Origin of the sequence: Pseudomonas peli (assembly GCF_900099645.1) — a bacterium.
GTDB classification, from domain to species: domain Bacteria; phylum Pseudomonadota; class Gammaproteobacteria; order Pseudomonadales; family Pseudomonadaceae; genus Aquipseudomonas; species Aquipseudomonas peli.
Window position 1 is genome coordinate 1,712,247 of record NZ_FMTL01000001.1, and the last position, 19,063, is coordinate 1,731,309.

Sequence of the window (19,063 nt, forward strand, 5' to 3'; positions counted from 1 at the left end):
TTCGTAGGCTTGTGGGATGCTCATTCCTCGGGCCGAACATTGCGGTACATCTGCAAGCGTGAGGCTTCATGCAGGCCGCGGCTGAGCGCCAACAGGCGCTGGAACTCTTGCGGGTGATCCGCGGCCACGTTATCGCGCGGGGTGGGCGAGTGCAGGCTGTGCAGGGTCGGCGAGCTGCCGTCATGCTGCATCTGCAAGAGGAAGTCGCGGGTCACCGCGCCGATCACCGGGAAGCTGCCTTCCTGCAGCACCAGGGGCACCACCCGCTCGCCTTCTGGCGCCGGCTGCTGGATATCACGCCCCAGGCTGCCGTTGCTGAACGGCACGCCAAGCATGCCCGCCACGGTAGGCAGCAGATCGGCCAGCCCCACCGCGTCATCAAACTCGCGTGGCGCCAGCCACTGCGGCGCATGGATCAGCAGTGGCACGTTGTTGCTCTCCAGCCCCAACTGCTCGAAGGCCGGCGCCATGTGCGGGATCTGGCTGATACGCGTGTTGTGGTCACCAAAGAACACGAAAATGGTGTTGTCGTAAAAGCCCTGTTCCTTGGCCAGCTCCATCAGGCGGCCGATGTTGAAGTCCAGCAAGCGCACGGCATTGAACTGCTCCACGCTGCGCGAACCGGCCTGCTGCACCTGCTCCAGCGGTAGATCGAGCGCCTCGAAGCCATCGTTGTTCTTGGGGATGGTGAAGGGCCGGTGGTTGCCGGAGGTCTGCAGGTAAGCGAAGAACGGTTGATCCTTGGGCACCGCGCCGAGGATGCGGCTGCTCTCCTTGAAGAAATCCAGATCCGAGATGCCCCACACGTCGACTTGAGGTGACTGCCAATCACGCTCCTCATAGAGCCGCACGCCGTCGATGCTCTGGCGAATCAGCGCATTGATGTTGGCCCAGCCGGCGTTGCCGCCGATCATGTAGAACTTCTCATAGCCGTCTAGCGCGTTGATCAGCGTGCGCTGGCGAGCAATCAACGGGTTGCGCGTGGCAGTCTCCTGGCGCGACACGTCGGGAATGCCGGTGATGCTCGCCCACACCGTCTTGGCAGTGCCGGTCACCGGCACATAGAAGTGCCGGAAGAACCAGCTTTCCTTGGCCAGGCGATCCAGATTCGGTGTCGGGTTCAACGGGTTGCCGTAAGCCCCGACGGCACTGGTGCCGAGCGATTCGAGCATAACGAAGACCACGTTAGGCGGGCGCTCGGCCTGGATGCGGTGCGCCTGTACCGATTGCTGACGGAAGAAGTTCAACCCCTGCGCGTCGCGGTCGCTGACACCCAGGTAATCAGCCACCACCGCGTAATGCTCACGGGTGGCCGCCTCATCGAAGGCGCTGGGTTCAAGCGTGAGGGTGTCGAACAGAAACAACGCCGGATTAAGGCCCAGCGCCGCCACTTGGCTGTTGCCGCTGAAGAAGGCATCGCTCCAGCGCAGCGGCACCGGGTTCTCCAGGTTCAACGCCGTGGCGCGGCCCAGCAGGCCAAAAAACACCAGCACGCCCACCACCGCCGCGCCGCCAAGGGCCGGCAACACGCCTACACGTTGCGCTGGCGGCCGATTCAGGGTGGCACGCTCCAAGCGCAGCAGCGCCCAAGCCCATAGCGCCGCACCGGCCAGCCAGGCCAGGGTGATCCACAGCACCGGATAGGTTTGCCAGAGCATGCCGGCGGAGATCTGCGCATCACCAGCAAAGCGCAGCACGGTGGCGTTGAGGCGTACGCCCAGGTAGGCGTAGTGGCCGAAGTCGAGGATATACAGCAGACCCAGCGCCGCCACGGCCAGCACTAGGTAGGCACGCAGCAACCAGCGCACGGCGCGAAAGCGCGCCAGGCGCAGCTTGGGCAGAGCCAGCAGGATGCCTGCCGGCAGCATCAGCAGCAGGGCCAGGCGCAGGTCGAAGCGCAGACCGATGCCAAGGGTGGGCAGTACGTCCGACTCGCTGATGCTTTCGACGGCGGAGAAGCCCAGCAGGAACAGCACGCGCAAGCTGGCGAAGAGTATGAACAGCAGCGCGGTCAGGCCTGCCAGATAATGCAGGCGACGGGATTTCAGCCAGCTCATGCGGCGTTCCTTGTGTCAGTTGCACGCGTACCCTGACGCCGTACCAGCAACCCGCGCAGGCCGGAACTCAGCAGTACGCCAAGGCTGTAGAGGGCCAGGTAGGGGTCAATCAGGTAGTCCCAGTAGTTTTCCGAGGCGTTCAGGTGCAGGGTGAAGGCCAAGGTCGCCAGCACCAGCGCCAACGCGCCGAGCCAGCTGCGCTGGATGATCAGCACCAGGCTCAGCAAGCCCAGCACCAGCAGCATGGGCCGCGGCTCAAAGCCCAGCTGGTACGGATCGCTGTAGCTCAAGCCCAGGGCTGCCGGGTAGAGCAGTACAGCCAGGCCGGCGAACAGCGCCAGGCTGGCCAGGCGATCACGGGGGCAGGCACCCGGCAAGCCAAAACGACACAGCATCGCCCAGCTCAGCAGCACCAGGCTGCTGATCGACAGATCACCGATATAGGTGCGTAACTGCAGCGCCAGGCTGATGCCCTGTACCGGCAGCAGGCTCAGCAGCAGACTGCCCGCCAGCAGAATGCCGCGCTGCGCCGCATTGCGCGCTAATCGAACGAAGATCAGGAAAACCAGCAGAGTGAACGCCAGGTGCGGCAACCAGAAGTCAGTCATATGGGCGGCGCTCCGTCAGCCAGGCTTCATTGAAGGCCAGGTGCTTGATAAACATGTCGTTCCACGAATAGACCAAGTGATACGTGCCATCGGTGTCACGGGTGAAATAGGGGTATTCGTAATCGAAGTCGCACCCCGTTGTGCTGCACATCCGGGCACTGACCTGCTCAAGAAAGCGCGCCTCCTGCTCGGGGCGGCCGCCGCTGGCGCGGAACTTCTCGCGGATCACCGTCGGGAAGTCCGCCGGCGCAATGGGTTCCCCCCAAGGGTTGGGGCTTTCATCCAGCTCACCGAGGGTGCGCCAGTTCGACAGCTGGCTGTCGGTGGCGTAGAGGGTCAGGCGGAAGCGACCATCCTCCAGATCATTCATCGCCACCAACAGGCTGCCATCGGGACGACCGACGGCGGCCAGCGATGAGTTGGGGTTGCTCGGTTCCAGCGGTTGCGGCGTACTCCAGGTGCGCCCGCTGTCCGTGGTGTGGCTGGCCAGCACACGGTGATGCTGCTCGCCGGCATAGCGCAGTAACGCCACGGCACGCTGCTCATCCAGCGCCACCACGGTTGGCTGCAGCGAGTAGCGGCCCTTGCCGATGCGGTACTTGCCCAGCACCTCACCGCGTGCGCTCAGGTGCAGGTACTCGGGGAATTTGCCGAGAAATTCGTGATACACCGGCAGGCCAATGCTGCCATCGGCATGAAACACCGGCGCGGCGCGCACCAGGGTGCTGATGTTGAGAAACGGGCTGGTCACCAACTGGCGCGGTGCCGACCAGGTCTTGCCCAGGTCGTCGGACACCATGGCATTGACCGCACTGCCGGCCCAGCCGCCAAGCGAAACCGAGACATAAAACAGCCACAGGCGCTTGTCCGGTGCCAGGCTGATCACCGGGTTGCCCAGCTTACGGATGTGCTTACCGACCGCGCGCTGGGTGGATTCGCGAGTGGCCAGCACGCGCTCGGCACTCCACTGGCCGCTGCGGGCGTCAAAGCGTGCGGCGCGAATTTGCACATCCGCCGCGCCTTCGCGACTGCCCGCAAACCAGGCGGCCATCAGGTCACCGCCAGGCAGCCCGGTAATGGAGGCGGAGTGCACAAAGTCGTCCATGTCCGACGAGGCGAATTTCGCGCTGAATTCCGGCGCACTGGGCGTCGGCGTCGGCAGCGCGGCGAAGGCGGCAGGCGGCTGTGCCGGTGCGCGTTGCCACGCCCCGGCGAACACTGCCAGTACCGCCGTGAGCATGAGGGGGATGAGCAGTTTTGGCGTCATGGCTTGGCCACATGCGCGGTGGCGACTTCAGCCACGGGCGTGGCATCGACCGGGTTGTAATAGATTTCGACTTTCTCGCCGTTCACGTCGAAACCGTAAATCTCGTAACAGTTACCCGGAGTGATGCGGAATTTGGTGATCTGTACGCCCTGGTTTTTCATCTGCTGACGAAAGTGCGATTCGGGCATCCAGTCCGCGCGGTCGGCGCGTGGACATTCCACATCCGCCAGCACAGGCGTGGCCAGCCAGGCACACAGCAGCGGCAGTACCTGACGAGTCTGATTGAGCATGCTCTGCCCCCTTATCGGCAATGAAGGGGCAACGCCCCCGGCGGGGCGCACCATGCGTTTTCCAAGCTTAAGAAAGGCTTAAGGTTCATGGCTTGTTACAGTTTGCGCGGCTCGCTCAGCCGTGGCGGCCATGAAATTTGGCCACATCGATCCCCTTTTGGCCGTTGTCAGCGTTCTCCATCCGGCCATGCAGGCGAACAATGCAGGCACAACAACAAGCCTGGAGCCGTGCCACATGCTCACTTTTTACAGCGACGACCATCACCTGCACCACGGCAGCTGCGAGCTGATCGACGGCCAACTGATGCCCTGTTTCGAAAAGCCGCAACGCGCCGACCACATCCTGCAACGCGTCAAGGACCGTCAGCTCGGTGAGGTGCGCCCGCCCCAGGACTTCGGCCTGGCGCCGATTGAGCGCATCCACAGCGCCGCCTACCTGAACTTCTTCAAAGGTGCCTGGGATCGCTGGCAAGCGCAGAACGGCACTGGCGATTTGCTCCCCTTCACCTGGCCGGCACGCACCCTGCGCCAAGTCATCCCCCGCGATTTGCATGGTCAGCTTGGCTATTACAGCTTCGACGGCGGCGCGCCGATTACCGCTGGCACCTGGCAGGCGGCTTACAGCGCGGCCCAAGTGGCCTTGAGCGCCCAGGCTGAAATCGCCGCCGGCGCCCACAGTGCGTTTGCCTTGTGCCGGCCACCGGGCCATCACGCCGCAGGCGAGTTGATGGGCGGTTACTGCTACCTGAACAACGCCGCCATCGCTGCCCAGGCCTTTCTCGACCACGGCAAGCAGCGCGTGGCGATCCTCGATGTCGATTACCACCACGGCAACGGCACCCAGGACATCTTCTACACCCGCAACGATGTGCTGTTCGCCTCGATCCACGGCGACCCGGCCGACGAGTTCCCCTTCTTCCTCGGCTATGCCGATGAACGCGGCGAAGGGGCTGGCGAGGGCTGCAACTTCAACTACCCATTGGCCATGGGCAGCCCCTGGGCGGTGTGGAGCGCCGCACTGGAAGAAGCCTGCCAGCGCATCGCCGAATTTGATGCCGAGGTGATCGTGGTGTCGCTGGGTGTGGACACCTTCAAGGACGATCCGATTTCCCAGTTCAAGCTCGACAGCCCGGATTACCTGGCCATGGGCAAACGCATAGCCGCCCTCGGCAAGCCGACCCTGTTCGTTATGGAAGGCGGTTATGCCGTGGAGGCCATCGGCGTCAACGCGGTCAACGTGCTGGAAGGGTTCGAAGCAGCTCACGTACAGGCCTAGCCAACACAACATCAATAATGATTCAGGGGTGAGACACGATGAACACGATCAAACACCTGCTCGCTGTCGCCGTCTGCGGCGCAACCCTGCTGGCCACGGCGGCACAGGCACAAACCCCGGAGCAATCGCCGGGCAAGCAGCGCGAGCTGCGCGTGTACAACTGGGCCGACTACATGTTGCCCTCAGTGCCCAAGGATTTTGCTGCCAACAGCGGCATCAAGCTGACCTGGGATATTTTCGACACCAACGAAGGCCTGGAAGCCAAGCTGCTCACTGGCAACTCGGGTTACGACCTGGTGGTGCCAACCAACACCTTCCTGGAAAACGAAATCAAAGCCGGGGTGTTCCAGAAGCTGGACAAGAGCAAGCTGCCCAATTGGCAGCACCTCGACCCAGGCCTGCTGAAGTTGATGACCGCCAACGACCCCGGCAATCAGTTCGCCGTGCCTTACATGTACGGCACCGTGCTGATCGGCTTCAACCCGGCCAAAGTCAAAGAAGCCCTCGGCGCTGACGCCCCGGTGGACAGCTGGGACCTGATCTTCAAAGAAGAGAACATCAGCAAACTCAAGCAGTGCGGCGTGGCCATGCTCGATTCGCCTGGTGAAATTCTGCCGATCGCCCTGCACTACCTGGGCCTGGACCCCAACAGCACCAAGCCTGAGGACTATGAGAAAGCCAGCGCGTTAATGCTGAAAATCCGCCCTCACGTGGCTTATTTCAACTCTGCCAAGTACATGACCGATATCGCCAACGGCGACATCTGCGTGGCCATCGGCTATTCGGGCAGCTTCTACCAGTTCGCCAACCGCGCCAAAGAAGCAGGCAACGGCGTGGTGGTTGATTGGCGCTTGCCGAAAGAAGGTGCACCACTGTGGTACGACTCCTTCGCCATTCCGAAAAGCGCACTGAACGTCGCCGAAGCCCATGAGTTCCTCAACCACCTGCTCGACCCCACGGTGATTGCCCCCATCAGCGACTTCCTTGGCTACCCTAACCCGAACAAGGACGGCATGCCGCTGGTCGGCGCGGCAATCCGCGACAACCCTGGCCTGACCCCTACCGCCGAGGCGCAGAAAACCCTCTATGTGCTGCAGCCCCTGCCGCAGAAGACTGAACGCATCCGCACCCGCGTGTGGAACACCATCAAGTCGGGCACCTGATGGCCACCCAGCGCCGATAAGGCGTTCGGTTCAACGAGCGCTGGTAGATAAAAAACGCCCCGCCGAATGGCGGGGCGTTTTTCCTGCAATGCGCTTAACGCAGCCCGACTCAGCAGGACACTGGCCCATCCGCCAGGCGACGGTGCACCCCTTCAATATGCTCGAACAGTGATTCCATCAGCTGCACCAGCGCTGGATCGAAATGCTGTCCGGCTTGCTCACGAATCAACGCCTGAGCCTTTTCCGCCGACCAGGCGGGCTTGTAAGGGCGCGTTGAGCGCAGCGCGTCATACACATCGCACAACGCCACGATGCGTGCCGACAGCGGAATGGCCTCGCCCGCCAGGCCCTGGGGGTAACCGCTGCCATCCCACTTCTCATGGTGGTGCAGGGCAATCTCTGCGGCCAGAACGAGCAACGGCGAGGCCGCACTGTCCTGCAAAATGTCGTGGCCGATTTGCGCATGGGTGTTCATCACCAGGCGCTCGTCATCCGTCAATTTGCCGGGCTTGCTGAGGATGCTGTCGGGAATGCCGATCTTGCCGACATCATGCATCGGTGCCGCCTGGCGCAGCAGCTCGACCCAGGGCAAATCCATGCCGTAGGCCCGCGCCAACAAGGCGGCAGACTCGCCAATGCGCATGATGTGGTTGCCGGTTTCGTTGTCCTTGTAGTCCGCGGCACGCGTCAGGCTGCGAATCACCGCCTGGTAGCTTTCGCGCAGCTGCGCGTTGCGCCGCTCCACCCGCGCCTCCAGCTGGTCGCGCTCATGCTGCAGGGCCTGACTGGCCAGGCTCAGCTGCAGGTTGTTGCGCACCCGCAGGAGCAGTTCGGGCAGGTCCAGAGGCTTGCAGATGTAGTCGTTGGCGCCCAGCTCCAGGCCACGGCGCCTATCCTCGACGCCACTCAGGGCGGTGACGATGATTACCGGCGCGGCGTTGCGGTCACGCCCGGCCAGTTGCTGGAGAATCTCGAAACCATTGGGCGCCGGCATGTCCAGATCGAGCAGGAGCAGGTCCCAGTGATTGTGCTGCAGCCACTCCAGGCCTTCGCCCGAGTTGCTGAAGGCATGCACCTGCCGCAGACCGAAGGCCTTGAGGCTGGACTCCAGCAGGCGCAGGTTGGGCGCCATATCGTCTATCACCACCACCGTGGCAAACCGCAGTGCATCAGACAGCATCTTTATTCACCTCCTGCAGCAGGGCGCTGACCAGCCCGCGCAGCTCATCCAGGTCCAGTGGTTTGGCCAGGAAGCCCTGGCAATCCAGACTGAGCAATTTGGCCGTATCGGCAGCCGCACTGAGCACCACCACCGGCAGATCATGGGTTTGTGGCGCCGCCCGCAACTGGCGGAGCACCTGCTCGCCGTTCAGGCCCGGCAGGTGGTAATCGAGCAGCAGCAGGGCCGGCGGTGAGGCCAGCAGGCGCTCGACGGCCACCCGCCCATCGCTGACCACTTCGATGTCGGCCAGGTCTTCCAGGGCCTTGCGCACCACGAACTGGCTGGCCGGGTTGTCCTCGACATAGAACACCCGCGGCCGCGCGCCCGCCGCCGCAGGGGTCGGAGCCGCCACAGCGCCGGCCAGGGGCAGTTCGATCCAGAAGCTGCTGCCAATGCCGGGTTCGCTGTGCAGGCCCATGCGCCCATTCATCAGCGTGGCGAACTGCTGACACAGCGCCAGCCCCAGACCGGTGCCCTGAATGGCCGTGTTCTGCCGGCCCACCCGCTCGAACGGCTCGAACACCTGATCCTGTAGCTCCGGGCTGATACCCAGGCCGGTGTCCTCGACCAGCAGCCGCACATGCCCGGCCGCGACCTGGTAGCTCAGGGTGATCTGCCCCGCCGGCTGGTTGTACTTGATGGCATTGGACAGCAGGTTGAGCATCACCTGGCGCAGGCGGAGCGGATCGGCGATGACCTGCAGGGCGGCATCGGGCAGGTCCAGGTTGAGGGTCAGACCCTGCTTGTCCACCTCGACCCGGACCAGCTCGGCGCACTCGTTGAGCAGGTTGTGTACCGTTACCGGCCCCAGCTCCACCCTGGCCTTGTCGGCCTGCACGCTGGACCACTCGAGGATGTCGCCGACCAGCTGATTGAGGTGCTCGCTGGCGGTGAGAATCTCGTCCAGATAATCCAGGCCTTCCGCGCCGCTGGCCGGCCGCTCCATGCGCATCAGCTGGGCAAAACCCTGGATGGCATTGAGCGGGGTGCGCAGCTCGTGGCTCATGCTGGAAATAAAGCGCGATTTGGCCTGGTTGGCCGCCTGCGCTTCCTCGGTGGCGTGGCGCAGGGCTTGCTCGCCATTTTTCAGGGCATCGATATCCACATGGGTGCCGGCCAGTACAAGGGCCCGACCCGTTTGTGGGTCATGCTCAACGACCCGACCACGGCCCATCAGCCAGGCATACCGGCCTTCGGCATCGGCAAAGCGGAACTCGGCCTCATAATGCTGGCTCGTGCCTTCACGCACCTGCTGTACGGCGTCGCGAACACGGCGGGCATCGTCCGGGTGTACGCGCTGCAGGAAGGCGTCCTCACTGAACACTTCCTGAGAAAACCCGAAACGCTTGCAGAAGCGCCCGCGTACATGCACCAGGCCTGTATCAAAGTGGCGCTCCCAGAGGCTCTCGGTGGCCCCTTCCAACACCACTTCAAGGCGCTGCTGAGCGGCCTGGTTGCGCACCTCACTCTGCTCCAGGGTGCTGCCCATCTGCGCCGCCTGGCCGGCCATATCATCCAGCTCGCGAATATCGGCGCTTACCCGCGTTGGCCGCCACTGGCCCTGGCCAATCGCGGCCATCATCGTCGAGATCCCGGCAATCGGCTTGAGCAGGTACTGGCTGAGGCGGCGCGAGCGCATCCACATGAACGCGAAGAACAGCAGGTAGAACAGCACCAGCCCGGCAATCAGCAGGTAGCCGATCTGCTGGTAGTGACGGGCGAGAAAGTTGGTCTGGCTGAACACCTGCGCCTCGTCCACCACCGCCAGCAGCTTCCAGCCGGTACGTTCAATCGTCGCCCAGGCCAGCAGGTGCGGACGCCCGCCAAGCATGACCGACTGCACGCCCTGCGACCGCTGCGCCATGGCGGCGGCCAGGCTGCGGGTCTGTTCGCGCTTGCTCAGGTTGAAGTCTTCCGGCTTGAAGATCTCACGGCGGATCGCCTCCGCGTAGGAATGCTCGGTCAGCTCATCCAGGCCGAAGTCATCCTCACCGGTCTTGGGCAAGGCCATGATGTTCAGGTCCTGGCTGACCAGCATGGCGTAGCCGTCCCAGGGCACCTGTAACTGATCGATCTGGCTGAGAATGCCACCAACGGTGATGTCCACCCCGCTGACCCCTTCGAGAAAATCGCCGCGGTACACCGGGGCAATCGCCGACATCATCCAGCCCTGGCCGGCCGGGTCGAGGTAGACGTCGGTCCACACCACCTTGCGCTGCGGGTTATGCGCGGCATCGGCCTGGTAGTAGAAGTTGTAGTCGGGGATGACCATGTCATGCGGGTACTGGTCCGGCGTCAGGAACCAGGGGTAAATGTGGTTGAGGCTGTCCCAGCTGTTGAAGTACAGACTGGCCACCAGCGGGCTGCTCTGCTTGAGCTCGGCCATCAGCGGTTCCAGCGTCACCAGTTGGGCCGCCTTACCCAGGTCCTGGCGGGCGAGCGGCGTGACCGCCGAGTAGAAGAACGCCGCCCCACCGTTATCCGCCGCACTGTAACGCACGCCGCTGGGGGTGACGGCCAGCTCCGGCGGGGCGCCGGCCGGTTGCTGCAAGGCACGCTGGGTCAGGTTGCGGTAGGTGTTGGTCAGGGCTTCGATCTGCGTCAGTTGCCCATCGACGATGCGCGTTTCCAGGCGCGCCGAGGCCTGCAGATCCTCCAGGGCCGTCTGTCGCAGGTAATCCACCTGGGCATCGCGGATCGCGCTGTTGCTCAGCAGGTAGATGGCGATCAATACCGTTTCTACCAGCACCAGCGGGATCAGGGCACTTTGCACAAAGGCCCGCCAGATCCACTGACTCAGACTGAGGGATGTTTTCGCCGACACGCTGGCTGACTCCGGTAAACACTCATAGGGCAGCAAACGTAGTTGCTGCCGAGTAATGTCAGAATGCCACCATAGCAATCCTTAAGACTGTATTAGCCCTTAGTCGTGCTATCAGGGCCACCCAGGCCACCTTCCAGCTTGCGCCAGAGCAGACGCACCGCCGCCTTGCGCACCAGGGCGCAGCGGTACAGGCGAATCTCCAGCGGCGCTTGCCACTGTTCATCACCGCACACCACCAGCTCGCCGCGGGCCAGTTCGGCGGTCACGCTCAAACGCGGCACCCAGGCCACGCCCATACCTTGCAAGGCCATGCTTTTCAGGCTGTCGGCCATCGCCGTTTCGTACACCGTGGTCGAGCGCAGCGCGCGTTGGCGCAGCAGCAGGTTGACCGAACGACCGAGAAACGCCCCGGCGCTGTAGGCCAGCAGCGGCAAGCTCTGGCCGCTGTTGAGGTCGAACAGCGGCGCACCGTCTTCGCCCACCGCGCACACCGGGAGCATTTCCGTGCGGCCCAGGTGCAGCGAGGGGAAGATTTCCGGGTCCATCTGCAACGCAGCGTCCGGGTCGTAGTAGGCGAGAATCAGGTCGCAAGCGCCTTCACGCAGCGCATGCACCGCCTCACCGACGTTGGTCGCCACCAGACGGGTGGTCAACGGCAGTCCTTCACGGCGTAGGCGGGCAATCCACTCGGGGAAAAAGCCCAGGGTCAGCGAATGCGCGGCGGCAATTTGCATCACCTCACCCTGCTGGCCTTCGAGGTTATGCAGATGACGCACCACCTCACCGAGCTGCTCGACCATGCTCCGTGCGGTGACCAGAAACAGCTGGCCGGACTCGGTCAGCTCAATGGGCGTGCAGGCGCGGTTGACCAAGGTCAGCCCGAGCATGTTCTCCAGGCTGCGAATCCGCCGACTGAACGCCGGCTGAGTGACAAAGCGCTTTTGCGCCGCCTGGGAGAAGCTGCGGGTGGCGGCCAGGGTGACAAAGTCTTCCAGCCATTTGCTTTCGAGGTTCATGGATCAGCCCTTGTGCATGCGAATACGTCGGTCGACGCTGAGCGGTCACACCAACGTTATGCCGATTATGCATGACCCAGTGCTTAACAGCATTGGCAAGTACCAAGCTGCAGCCCCTAATCTACGGGCCATCGCGGCATATGCCGTATTTCCTGAGATGACCTTGATCATGTCCCCTGCTGCATCCACTCGCCTCGAAAAAGACCTGCTCGGCACCCTCGACGTTCCTGCTGATGCCTATTACGGCATCCAGACCCTGCGCGCCGTGCAGAACTTCCGCCTGTCCGGCGTGACGCTGTCGCACTATCCGAAACTGGTGGTCGCCCTGGCCATGGTCAAACAGGCCGCTGCCGACGCCAACCGCGAGCTGGGACACCTGTCCGCCGCCAAGCACACGGCGATCAGCACCGCGTGCGCACGCATCATTCAGGGCGAGTTTCACGACCAGTTCGTGGTCGACATGATTCAAGGCGGCGCTGGCACCTCGACCAACATGAATGCCAACGAAGTCATTGCCAACATTGCCCTCGAAGCCATGGGTTTCGAGAAAGGTGACTACAAGCAGCTGCACCCGAACAACGACGTGAACATGGCGCAGTCGACCAACGACGCCTACCCGACCGCCATCCGCCTCGGCCTGCTGCTCGGCCACGACAGCCTGCTGACCGCGCTGGACAAGCTAATCCAGTCGCTGTCGAAAAAGCACCTGGAATTCAGCCATGTGCTGAAAATGGGCCGCACCCAGCTACAGGATGCCGTACCGATGACTCTCGGTCAGGAGTTCCGCGCCTTCGCCACCACCCTCGGCGAAGACCTGCAGCACCTCAAGCTGCTCGCCCCGACCCTGCTCACCGAAGTCAACCTGGGCGGCACCGCGATTGGCACCGGCATCAACGCCGACCCGCAATACCAGCTGCTGGCGGTCAAACGCCTGGCGATTATCAGCGGCCAGCCGCTGACCCCGGCCGCCGACCTGATCGAAGCCACGTCGGACATGGGCGCCTTTGTACTGTTCTCCGGCATGCTCAAACGCACCGCGGTGAAGCTGTCGAAAATCTGCAACGACCTGCGCCTGCTCTCCAGCGGGCCGCGCACCGGCATCAATGAAATCAACCTGCCCGCGCGCCAACCAGGCAGCTCGATCATGCCGGGCAAGGTCAACCCGGTGATCCCGGAAGCGGTCAACCAGGTGGCCTTCGAAGTGATCGGCAACGACCTGGCGCTGACCATGGCAGCCGAAGGCGGCCAGCTGCAGCTGAACGTGATGGAGCCGCTGATCGCCTACAAGATCTTTGACTCGATCCGCCTGCTGACCCGCGCCATGGATATGCTGCGCGAGCTGTGCATCGACGGCATCACCGCCAACGAAGCGCGCTGCCGCGAACTGATGGAAAACTCCATCGGCCTGATCACCGCGCTGAACCCTTACATCGGCTACGAGAACGCCACGCGCATCGCCAAAGTAGCGCTGGAAAGCGGCCGTGGCGTGCTGGAGCTGGTGCGCGAGGAGAAGCTGCTGGGCGACGCCGAGCTGGCCGACATCCTGCGCCCGGAAAACATGATCGCCCCGCGCCTGGTGCCCCTCAGCCAGTAAGCGAACTTCTGCGTTACAGGAGGCCACCCCCGCCTCCACTCCTCAAGGGATGGCCACGGCCATCCCTTTTTTGCCTGGTTCCACCATGACTAGGCGAAGCTCGCTCCTACGAGCGCACCCGAATCGGCCTCTGCAACAAAAGACCCAACACAAACATTATCCCCAGCACTAACAGCACCAAGAAGATGAGGCGGTTATGCCACGTGAGTGCTTCGAGATAGGCCTGCTCAGTCCAGTCGTAAGGCATGGGTGGAAAACGTTTCAGCTCGGCAATCTGTTGCTTAGCCTTTTCCTGTAGGGCAGCCAGCGGTTGGCGACCACGCTCAATAGCCTCCAGCGCATCCTCACAGATCCAGATCACCTGGGTTCGCCTGGCCATGGGATTCTGTCGATAGATACACTTAGCTGGCTCACCGACATCGACCATGGGGTAGGTGATGCGGTAGACCTTATCGCCATGCATCCCCAACTCCAGCTCCGCACCGCGATCAATACTCAGTGAATGGCTGGTTGAATAGGCCAAAGGCCAAACCCGTGCTTGGTCATCCTGGAGAAAGCGCTGCGGCTGACAACGCGTGACCCGGCTCCAGCCAGCCATACAATCAAGCCGCTCGCCAATGGCGAAGAACCGGACAGGCAGATCAACCAATGCATGCTCCTCAGGCAAAGGCTGAGGTCGCCAGCTCCACAGCATGCTCGCTAAAACCGTCAGCACCAGCACATGAGCCAACAGTTGCTGGTTGAACGTAATCAAGCGCTGTCGTCGCCAGAGCAGATAAAAAGATACAGCGATCACCAGCACATCCAGCGCCAGCCAGAGCATCTGGATTGCCAGCCAGCGGTAGCGCCAGTCGTAGAGCGCCGCTTCGCTCAGCAAAGTGGCAGTTGCTTCGAGACCAGGCGTCGTGGCATTCGCGGCAAGGCGCTGCAGGGCATAAACACGCTCCTGGAAAAGGCCAAGACGTAAACGATCACCAGGCTGCAGCAAGGCATAGCGATGATCCTGACGATCAAGCAGTGGCTCGAGCATCAGCTGCCAGCTACGCGCATCATCAGCCTCGAGGGACATCACCCAACGGCAGGCCGTTCCGCCGCGCCGCTGTGCACGACAGACCTCTGCGGAGTTCAGTCCGGCCAGCGTGATTTCCACGAACTGCAACTGGCCGCGCGCGGGAAAGGCCACCATAAGCGGCTGCGTGCGACCAAGCAGATCGACGAATGCCAACACACCAAGCGCCATAATGAGCGTGAGAAACAGCCAACGCATGTGATCGTCCTTGATGCGTCAAAGAAAACCCGGATGGTAACCTCGACCATCCCTTTTTTCCTGGCGTTAATGCGCACTCCAGACCCGGCGCAAAGCAGCCAAAGCCTCATTAATCTGCGCTTCAGGCACCGCGGCAAAGCCCAGCACCAGCCCGGCGCGTTGATCGTCCGGCGTGCGGCTGTCGGGCAGCCAGTAACTGCTAAGCGCGCTGATCTCCACACCAACCCCCTCGGCGGCGCTGATCAGCTCACGCTCGCGGGTCAGGCTGTCGACCCGTACGCACAGGTGCAACCCCGCCTCCACCGCCGGCAAAGGTGCGCAGCCCGGAATGTTCTGCGGCCAACCAGCAAGCAGCGCATCGCGCCGGCTGCGGGCGGCCGTGCGCATGCGGCGGATATGCCGCTGGAAGTGCCCGGCGGCGATAAATTCGGCCATCACCGCCTGGGTGCCGATTTCCGAATGGCGCATATCCAGGGCGCGACGCTGGGCGAAGGCTTCGGCCAGCGCCGGCGGCAAGACCAGATAACCCAGACGCAGCGCCGGAAAGGCGATTTTGCAGAAGGTGCCGACGTAAAGCACCCGGCCCTGGCGGTCGAGCGCCGCCAGCGGTGCCAACGGCGTGCCGCTGTAGCGGTACTCGCCGTCGTAATCGTCCTCGATAATCAGGCCGTTATTACGCTCGGCCCACTCCAGCAGTTGCAGGCGCCGCGCCAGCGACAGGGTGACGCCGGTCGGGTACTGGTGCGAGGGCGTCAGGTAAACCAGCCGGCATCCTTCGACCTCCTCCAGCGCAGCGGTATCCAGGCCTTCGCCATCCACCGCCACGCCACACAGCTGCGCCCCGGCGATCGCCAGTGCATGGCCAGCGGCACGGTAACCGGGGTTTTCCACGGCCACCCGTGCGCCCGGCGTGACCAGCAACTGCGCGCACAAGCTGATGGCCTGCTGCGCGCCGTTGGTGACGATGATCTGCGCCGGATCGCAGTGCAGGCCGCGACTGTTGCGCAGGTAGGCGGCGATCAGCTCGCGCAGCTGCAAATCGCCAGCCGGGTCGCCATAGCCCAGACGCGCCGGCGAGGGCTTGCGCCAGAAGCGCGCGGACAAACGCGCCCAGGTCTCGAAGGGAAACAGATCAAAAGCTGGCACGCCGACGCGAAACGCCCGTGGCGGGCCGCTCAATGGCGGATTCAGATGGTGCGTCTGCAACAGCTGCAGCGCCGCGCTTTGCGGGTTGACGGACGGCTGCGCCGAGGTGGCGGCTTTTAGAGCCGGCCGCGTCGCCCCGCTCAACTCGGCCACATAAGTACCGGCACCGATGCGCCCCTCGATATAGCCCTCGGCATACAGCTGATCGAAGGCGCGGGTCACGGTGTTGCGCGAGATACCCAGCAGGTTCGCCAGATCACGACTGGCCGGCAAGCGCGTGCGGCGTTGTAGGCGGCCATCGAGGATGCGTTCACGCAGCGCCTGATACAGCTGACGCGCCAGGCCGCGCTGTGGGTCGAGGTGAATGCCGGACAGATCGACCGGCAGCGGCGCAGCGGACGGAATGGCCATGCCGATTGGCTCCATAGAAGTCGCAGAAAGTGGATCTTACAACAGACCAATATTCTGCCTAGCATGGCTCCATCGCGTTCGCAGGCTGTTGAAAAACTACCTGCGTTGCCATTGCGGCGTTAAAAACAGGCCGAGACACGGCGTCTCAAAATGCTCATTTACAGCTCGTAAACTCCGCTTTTTCGCCTGTTTTTGCCTTGCACTGGCTGCCTCGCCAACGTTTTTCAACGACCTGCTAGGAGCCCGCCCATGTACACGCCCGCAGCCTTCCGCCAGGACGACCTCGCCACGCTGCACCAGCAGATGCGCGCCACGCGCCTGCCTACGCTGGTCAGCCACGGTACTCAGGGCCTGCTCGCCAGCCATCTGCCGTTGCTGCTGGATGCCGATGAGGGCCCCTACGGCACGCTGTACGGCCACTTCGCCCGGGCCAACCCGCAGTGGCGTGACCTCGCTGAAGGCAGCCCGGCGCTGGTGATCTTCCAGGGCGCGGAGGCCTATATCAGCCCGTCCTGGTACGCAGCCAAGGCCGAGCACGGCAAGGTGGTGCCGACCTGGAACTACATCAGCGTGCAGGCCCATGGCCGCGCCGAAGTATTCGATGACGCTGAGCGTCTGCTGCAGCTGGTCAGCCGCCTCAGCGCGCTGCACGAAGCCGAGCGTCCGCAGCCCTGGGCGGTCAGCGATGCACCGCGCGACTACATCGACAGCATGCTGCGCGCCATCGTCGGCTTCGCCCTGCCCATTGAGCGCCTGGAAGGCAAATGGAAGCTCGGGCAGAACCGCAGCCAGGCCGACCAAACCGGCGTGCGCGAGGGCCTGCACGCCAGCCATGACCCACGCGACCGCGAACTGGCCGCACAGATCAATAGCCAACACTTAGCCAAGGAAGCGCCATGAGCATTGAAATCCGACCCGTCAGCACTGCCGATCACGCCGCCTGGTTGCCGCTGTGGCAGGGCTACCTGCACTTCTACCAGAGCGAGTTGCCCGCCGAGGTCAGCGCCATGACCTGGCAGCGTTTTCTCGAGCCGAGCGAGCCCACCCATGCCGCCCTCGCCTGGCGCGACGGCCAGGCCGTGGGGCTGGTGCAGTGGATCTTCCACCGGACTAATTGGTCGCTGGAGAACAGCTGCTACCTGCAGGATCTGTTTGTCGGCGCCGATCAGCGCGGCGGCGGCATCGGGCGGCGGCTGATTGAGCACGTCTATGCCCAGTCCCAGGCGGCCGGCTCCAGCCGCGTGCATTGGCTGACCCAGGAAACCAACTACCCAGGCCGCCAGCTCTACGACCGCATCGCCGAGCGCTCGGGCTTTATCCAATACCGCAAACAGTTCTGAACAGGAGCCGCAGCATGCCCCAGCAACCGCTAATCGGCTGGCAGCCCGCGCCTACCCCAGCCCATCAACCCGTGGGCGGCCAGTATGTGCGCCTCGAACCGCTCGACCCGGCGCGCCATGGCGACGACCTGTGGCAGGCGTTGCAAGGCCCGGACAGCGACCCGGCACTCTGGGATTACCTGCCCTACGGCCCATTCAGCGAACGCGCGGCGTTCGATGCCTGGCTGAGCGGTCATGCGGCCAGTCGCGATCCGTTGTTCTTTAGCGTGATCGACCTGAGCCAGCAGCGTGCAGTCGGCCTGCTCAGCTATCTGCGCATTGCGCCCAAGGATGGCTGTATCGAGATCGGCCATATCGCCTTCGGCCGCGCCATGCAGCGCAGCCCGGCGTCGACCGAGGCGGTGTATCTGCTGGCCAAGCTGGCCTTGGGCGAGCTTGGTTACCGCCGCCTGGAATGGAAATGCAACGCTGACAATGCCCGCTCGATGCGCGCGGCTGAGCGCTCGGGCTTCCGCTACGAAGGGCTGTTTCGCCAGCATATGGTGGTCAAGGGGCGTAACCGCGACACCGCCTGGTTCTCCATCCTCGACAGCGAATGGCCGGCCTGCAACGCGGCCTTCGAACGCTGGCTGGCGGCGGACAATTTCGATGACGTGGGACGGCAGCAGCAGCGTCTGCAAGACCTGCGGTAATAGCGCAGCGGTTTATTCGATCTCGAACAGCCCGTTCTTTAGCGGTGCATCGGCCAGCCGCTGGCGCACGTCGTCGTCGATGCGCGGATCATCCGGGCGGTACAGGCGCACCTGGCGGTAGGCGCTGATGCGGTTGATCTCCGTGCCGAGGTATTCCCACACCACACGGGTGCAGGCCGGGCTACGGCGGTCGCCGCTGGAGACGCCGGTTTTCAGGCCGTTCAAGCGAGTGATGCGGCTCTTGTAGCTGGGAATCAGAATGGTCTGACTCATTTCGTTGAGGGTCAGCGATTCGTAGTCCATCAGAAACAGCCGGTCCTGCAGCTGAAACGCAGCACCTAGGTAGCGGCAGCGCACCCAGTCTTCGCCCTGCACGTCGGCGCTGGCGGATCGCTCCTGACGCTCCTGGCGCTCGAACAGAAAGTCGCCGTCTTCCTCCCACAGATGCACCAGCGATAACAGCACGGTGCCCGGCACCGACATGCAGTTGGAGTATTCGAAGTAGTAGCCGCAGTAACGCGACAGGTTGCCCGCATGCGCGCGCAGGGGCTTGAGCAGCTCCACCAATGCGTCGGTACGCGCGCCGGAAACCTGGCCCGGCGTACGCGCACCAATCAGGTCGGCAAACTGCTCGGACGGCAGGCTCAGCTCGTAGGCTTCGACACCGAAGAAATCGCAGATCCGCTTGAGGTTGTAAGCCGTCGGTCGGCTTTGCCCGCTCAGGTATTTGTTGAACTGGGCGCGATTGATCGCGAGCTTGCGGCAAACCTCGGCGATTGACCGGTAATGGCTGCACAACAGCTTTAGATTGGACCCTAGATGGTCGGACATGGCGGTTTTCCTGGTGATGCGAGCGACGCGATTCTAGCATCAACTCGCATCAGTTCGCC

16 protein-coding genes are annotated in these 19,063 nt (G+C 63.3%); 6 read left to right on the top strand and 10 right to left on the bottom strand.

Annotated features, from left to right (window positions below; all coding sequences use genetic code 11):
• Positions 1-20: 20 nt before the first annotated feature.
• Genes BLO50_RS08140 through BLO50_RS08155 form a run of 4 tightly spaced genes read right to left on the bottom strand, consistent with a single transcriptional unit; the run spans position 21 to position 4,222 of the window.
• A complete protein-coding gene (locus BLO50_RS08140; RefSeq protein ID WP_090250823.1) occupies positions 21-2,057 on the bottom strand; it encodes an LTA synthase family protein in 2,037 nt (678 codons plus the stop codon).
• Positions 2,054-2,665 (bottom strand): hypothetical protein, encoded by a 612-nt coding sequence (locus BLO50_RS08145; RefSeq protein WP_090250825.1) that lies wholly within the window; start codon positions 2,663-2,665, stop codon positions 2,054-2,056. The genes BLO50_RS08140 and BLO50_RS08145 overlap by 4 nt, the downstream gene beginning before the upstream one ends.
• On the bottom strand, positions 2,658-3,905 hold the full coding sequence (locus BLO50_RS08150; protein ID WP_167354448.1) for a sialidase family protein: 1,248 nt from the start codon (positions 3,903-3,905) through the stop codon (positions 2,658-2,660). The genes BLO50_RS08145 and BLO50_RS08150 overlap by 8 nt, the downstream gene beginning before the upstream one ends.
• A gap of 23 nt (positions 3,906-3,928) precedes the next feature.
• Positions 3,929-4,222 (bottom strand): PepSY domain-containing protein, encoded by a 294-nt coding sequence (locus BLO50_RS08155; protein ID WP_090250831.1) that lies wholly within the window; start codon positions 4,220-4,222, stop codon positions 3,929-3,931.
• A gap of 235 nt (positions 4,223-4,457) precedes the next feature.
• Between BLO50_RS08155 and BLO50_RS08160 the strand changes: the two genes are divergently transcribed.
• Both BLO50_RS08160 and BLO50_RS08165 read left to right on the top strand, forming a co-directional pair.
• Positions 4,458-5,498: a histone deacetylase family protein gene (locus tag BLO50_RS08160; RefSeq protein ID WP_090250834.1), complete on the top strand. Its 1,041-nt coding sequence runs from the start codon at positions 4,458-4,460 to the stop codon at positions 5,496-5,498.
• Positions 5,499-5,536: 38 nt separating this feature from the next.
• Positions 5,537-6,661: a polyamine ABC transporter substrate-binding protein gene (locus tag BLO50_RS08165; protein ID WP_090250835.1), complete on the top strand. Its 1,125-nt coding sequence runs from the start codon at positions 5,537-5,539 to the stop codon at positions 6,659-6,661.
• A gap of 109 nt (positions 6,662-6,770) precedes the next feature.
• Here BLO50_RS08165 and BLO50_RS08170 read toward each other — a convergent pair whose 3' ends face one another.
• The 3 genes from BLO50_RS08170 to BLO50_RS08180 all read right to left on the bottom strand — a co-directional run bounded on the left by BLO50_RS08170 (position 6,771) and on the right by BLO50_RS08180 (position 11,723).
• Positions 6,771-7,841, bottom strand: coding sequence for an HD domain-containing phosphohydrolase (locus tag BLO50_RS08170; RefSeq protein WP_090250838.1), 1,071 nt, complete (start codon positions 7,839-7,841; stop codon positions 6,771-6,773).
• On the bottom strand, positions 7,831-10,707 hold the full coding sequence (locus BLO50_RS08175; protein ID WP_090250839.1) for an ATP-binding protein: 2,877 nt from the start codon (positions 10,705-10,707) through the stop codon (positions 7,831-7,833). Before BLO50_RS08175 ends, BLO50_RS08170 begins: the two co-directional genes overlap by 11 nt.
• 92 nt (positions 10,708-10,799) lie before the next feature.
• A complete protein-coding gene (locus BLO50_RS08180) occupies positions 10,800-11,723 on the bottom strand; it encodes a LysR substrate-binding domain-containing protein (RefSeq protein ID WP_090250842.1) in 924 nt (307 codons plus the stop codon).
• Positions 11,724-11,892: 169 nt separating this feature from the next.
• Between BLO50_RS08180 and aspA the strand changes: the two genes are divergently transcribed.
• Positions 11,893-13,317: an aspartate ammonia-lyase gene (aspA, locus tag BLO50_RS08185; RefSeq protein ID WP_090251350.1), complete on the top strand. Its 1,425-nt coding sequence runs from the start codon at positions 11,893-11,895 to the stop codon at positions 13,315-13,317.
• A 106-nt stretch (positions 13,318-13,423) separates the two neighbouring features.
• Here the strand turns inward: aspA and BLO50_RS08190 are convergent, their stop codons facing one another.
• Together BLO50_RS08190 and pdxR are read right to left on the bottom strand one after the other, a co-directional pair.
• Positions 13,424-14,584: a hypothetical protein gene (locus BLO50_RS08190; RefSeq protein ID WP_090250844.1), complete on the bottom strand. Its 1,161-nt coding sequence runs from the start codon at positions 14,582-14,584 to the stop codon at positions 13,424-13,426.
• Between the two features lie 66 nt (positions 14,585-14,650).
• A complete protein-coding gene (gene pdxR / locus BLO50_RS08195) occupies positions 14,651-16,141 on the bottom strand; it encodes a MocR-like pyridoxine biosynthesis transcription factor PdxR (RefSeq protein ID WP_186343787.1) in 1,491 nt (496 codons plus the stop codon).
• Positions 16,142-16,390: 249 nt separating this feature from the next.
• Here pdxR and BLO50_RS08200 point away from each other — a divergent pair, with 249 nt between their 5' ends.
• The 3 genes from BLO50_RS08200 to BLO50_RS08210 are packed head-to-tail and all read left to right on the top strand — an operon-like array spanning position 16,391 to position 18,173.
• Positions 16,391-17,041: an FMN-binding negative transcriptional regulator gene (locus BLO50_RS08200; protein WP_090250847.1), complete on the top strand. Its 651-nt coding sequence runs from the start codon at positions 16,391-16,393 to the stop codon at positions 17,039-17,041.
• Complete coding sequence (locus BLO50_RS08205) at positions 17,038-17,481, top strand: GNAT family N-acetyltransferase (RefSeq protein WP_090250849.1); 444 nt, start codon at positions 17,038-17,040, stop codon at positions 17,479-17,481. The genes BLO50_RS08200 and BLO50_RS08205 overlap by 4 nt, the downstream gene beginning before the upstream one ends.
• Before the next feature lie 14 nt (positions 17,482-17,495).
• Positions 17,496-18,173, top strand: a complete 678-nt coding sequence (locus BLO50_RS08210; RefSeq protein ID WP_090250852.1) for a GNAT family N-acetyltransferase — start codon at positions 17,496-17,498, stop codon at positions 18,171-18,173.
• A gap of 12 nt (positions 18,174-18,185) precedes the next feature.
• Here BLO50_RS08210 and BLO50_RS08215 read toward each other — a convergent pair whose 3' ends face one another.
• Positions 18,186-19,004, bottom strand: coding sequence for a helix-turn-helix domain-containing protein (locus BLO50_RS08215; RefSeq protein ID WP_090250855.1), 819 nt, complete (start codon positions 19,002-19,004; stop codon positions 18,186-18,188).
• Between the last annotated feature and the right edge of the window lie 59 nt (positions 19,005-19,063).

What these genes read in the sequence shown, in the direction of transcription:
- BLO50_RS08150 (WP_167354448.1), bottom strand. Translation starts at nt 3,905, where the DNA reads ATGCTCACGGCGGTACTGGCAGTGTTCGCCGGGGCGTGGCAACGCGCA.
- BLO50_RS08190 (WP_090250844.1), bottom strand. Translation starts at nt 14,584, where the DNA reads ATGCGTTGGCTGTTTCTCACGCTCATTATGGCGCTTGGTGTGTTGGCA.
- BLO50_RS08180 (WP_090250842.1), bottom strand. Translation starts at nt 11,723, where the DNA reads ATGAACCTCGAAAGCAAATGGCTGGAAGACTTTGTCACCCTGGCCGCC.
- BLO50_RS08200 (WP_090250847.1), top strand. Translation starts at nt 16,391, where the DNA reads ATGTACACGCCCGCAGCCTTCCGCCAGGACGACCTCGCCACGCTGCAC.
- BLO50_RS08205 (WP_090250849.1), top strand. Translation starts at nt 17,038, where the DNA reads ATGAGCATTGAAATCCGACCCGTCAGCACTGCCGATCACGCCGCCTGG.
- pdxR (WP_186343787.1), bottom strand. Translation starts at nt 16,141, where the DNA reads ATGGCCATTCCGTCCGCTGCGCCGCTGCCGGTCGATCTGTCCGGCATT.
- BLO50_RS08210 (WP_090250852.1), top strand. Translation starts at nt 17,496, where the DNA reads ATGCCCCAGCAACCGCTAATCGGCTGGCAGCCCGCGCCTACCCCAGCC.
- BLO50_RS08155 (WP_090250831.1), bottom strand. Translation starts at nt 4,222, where the DNA reads ATGCTCAATCAGACTCGTCAGGTACTGCCGCTGCTGTGTGCCTGGCTG.
- BLO50_RS08215 (WP_090250855.1), bottom strand. Translation starts at nt 19,004, where the DNA reads ATGTCCGACCATCTAGGGTCCAATCTAAAGCTGTTGTGCAGCCATTAC.
- BLO50_RS08160 (WP_090250834.1), top strand. Translation starts at nt 4,458, where the DNA reads ATGCTCACTTTTTACAGCGACGACCATCACCTGCACCACGGCAGCTGC.
- BLO50_RS08140 (WP_090250823.1), bottom strand. Translation starts at nt 2,057, where the DNA reads ATGAGCTGGCTGAAATCCCGTCGCCTGCATTATCTGGCAGGCCTGACC.
- BLO50_RS08145 (WP_090250825.1), bottom strand. Translation starts at nt 2,665, where the DNA reads ATGACTGACTTCTGGTTGCCGCACCTGGCGTTCACTCTGCTGGTTTTC.
- aspA (WP_090251350.1), top strand. Translation starts at nt 11,893, where the DNA reads ATGTCCCCTGCTGCATCCACTCGCCTCGAAAAAGACCTGCTCGGCACC.
- BLO50_RS08170 (WP_090250838.1), bottom strand. Translation starts at nt 7,841, where the DNA reads ATGCTGTCTGATGCACTGCGGTTTGCCACGGTGGTGGTGATAGACGAT.
- BLO50_RS08165 (WP_090250835.1), top strand. Translation starts at nt 5,537, where the DNA reads ATGAACACGATCAAACACCTGCTCGCTGTCGCCGTCTGCGGCGCAACC.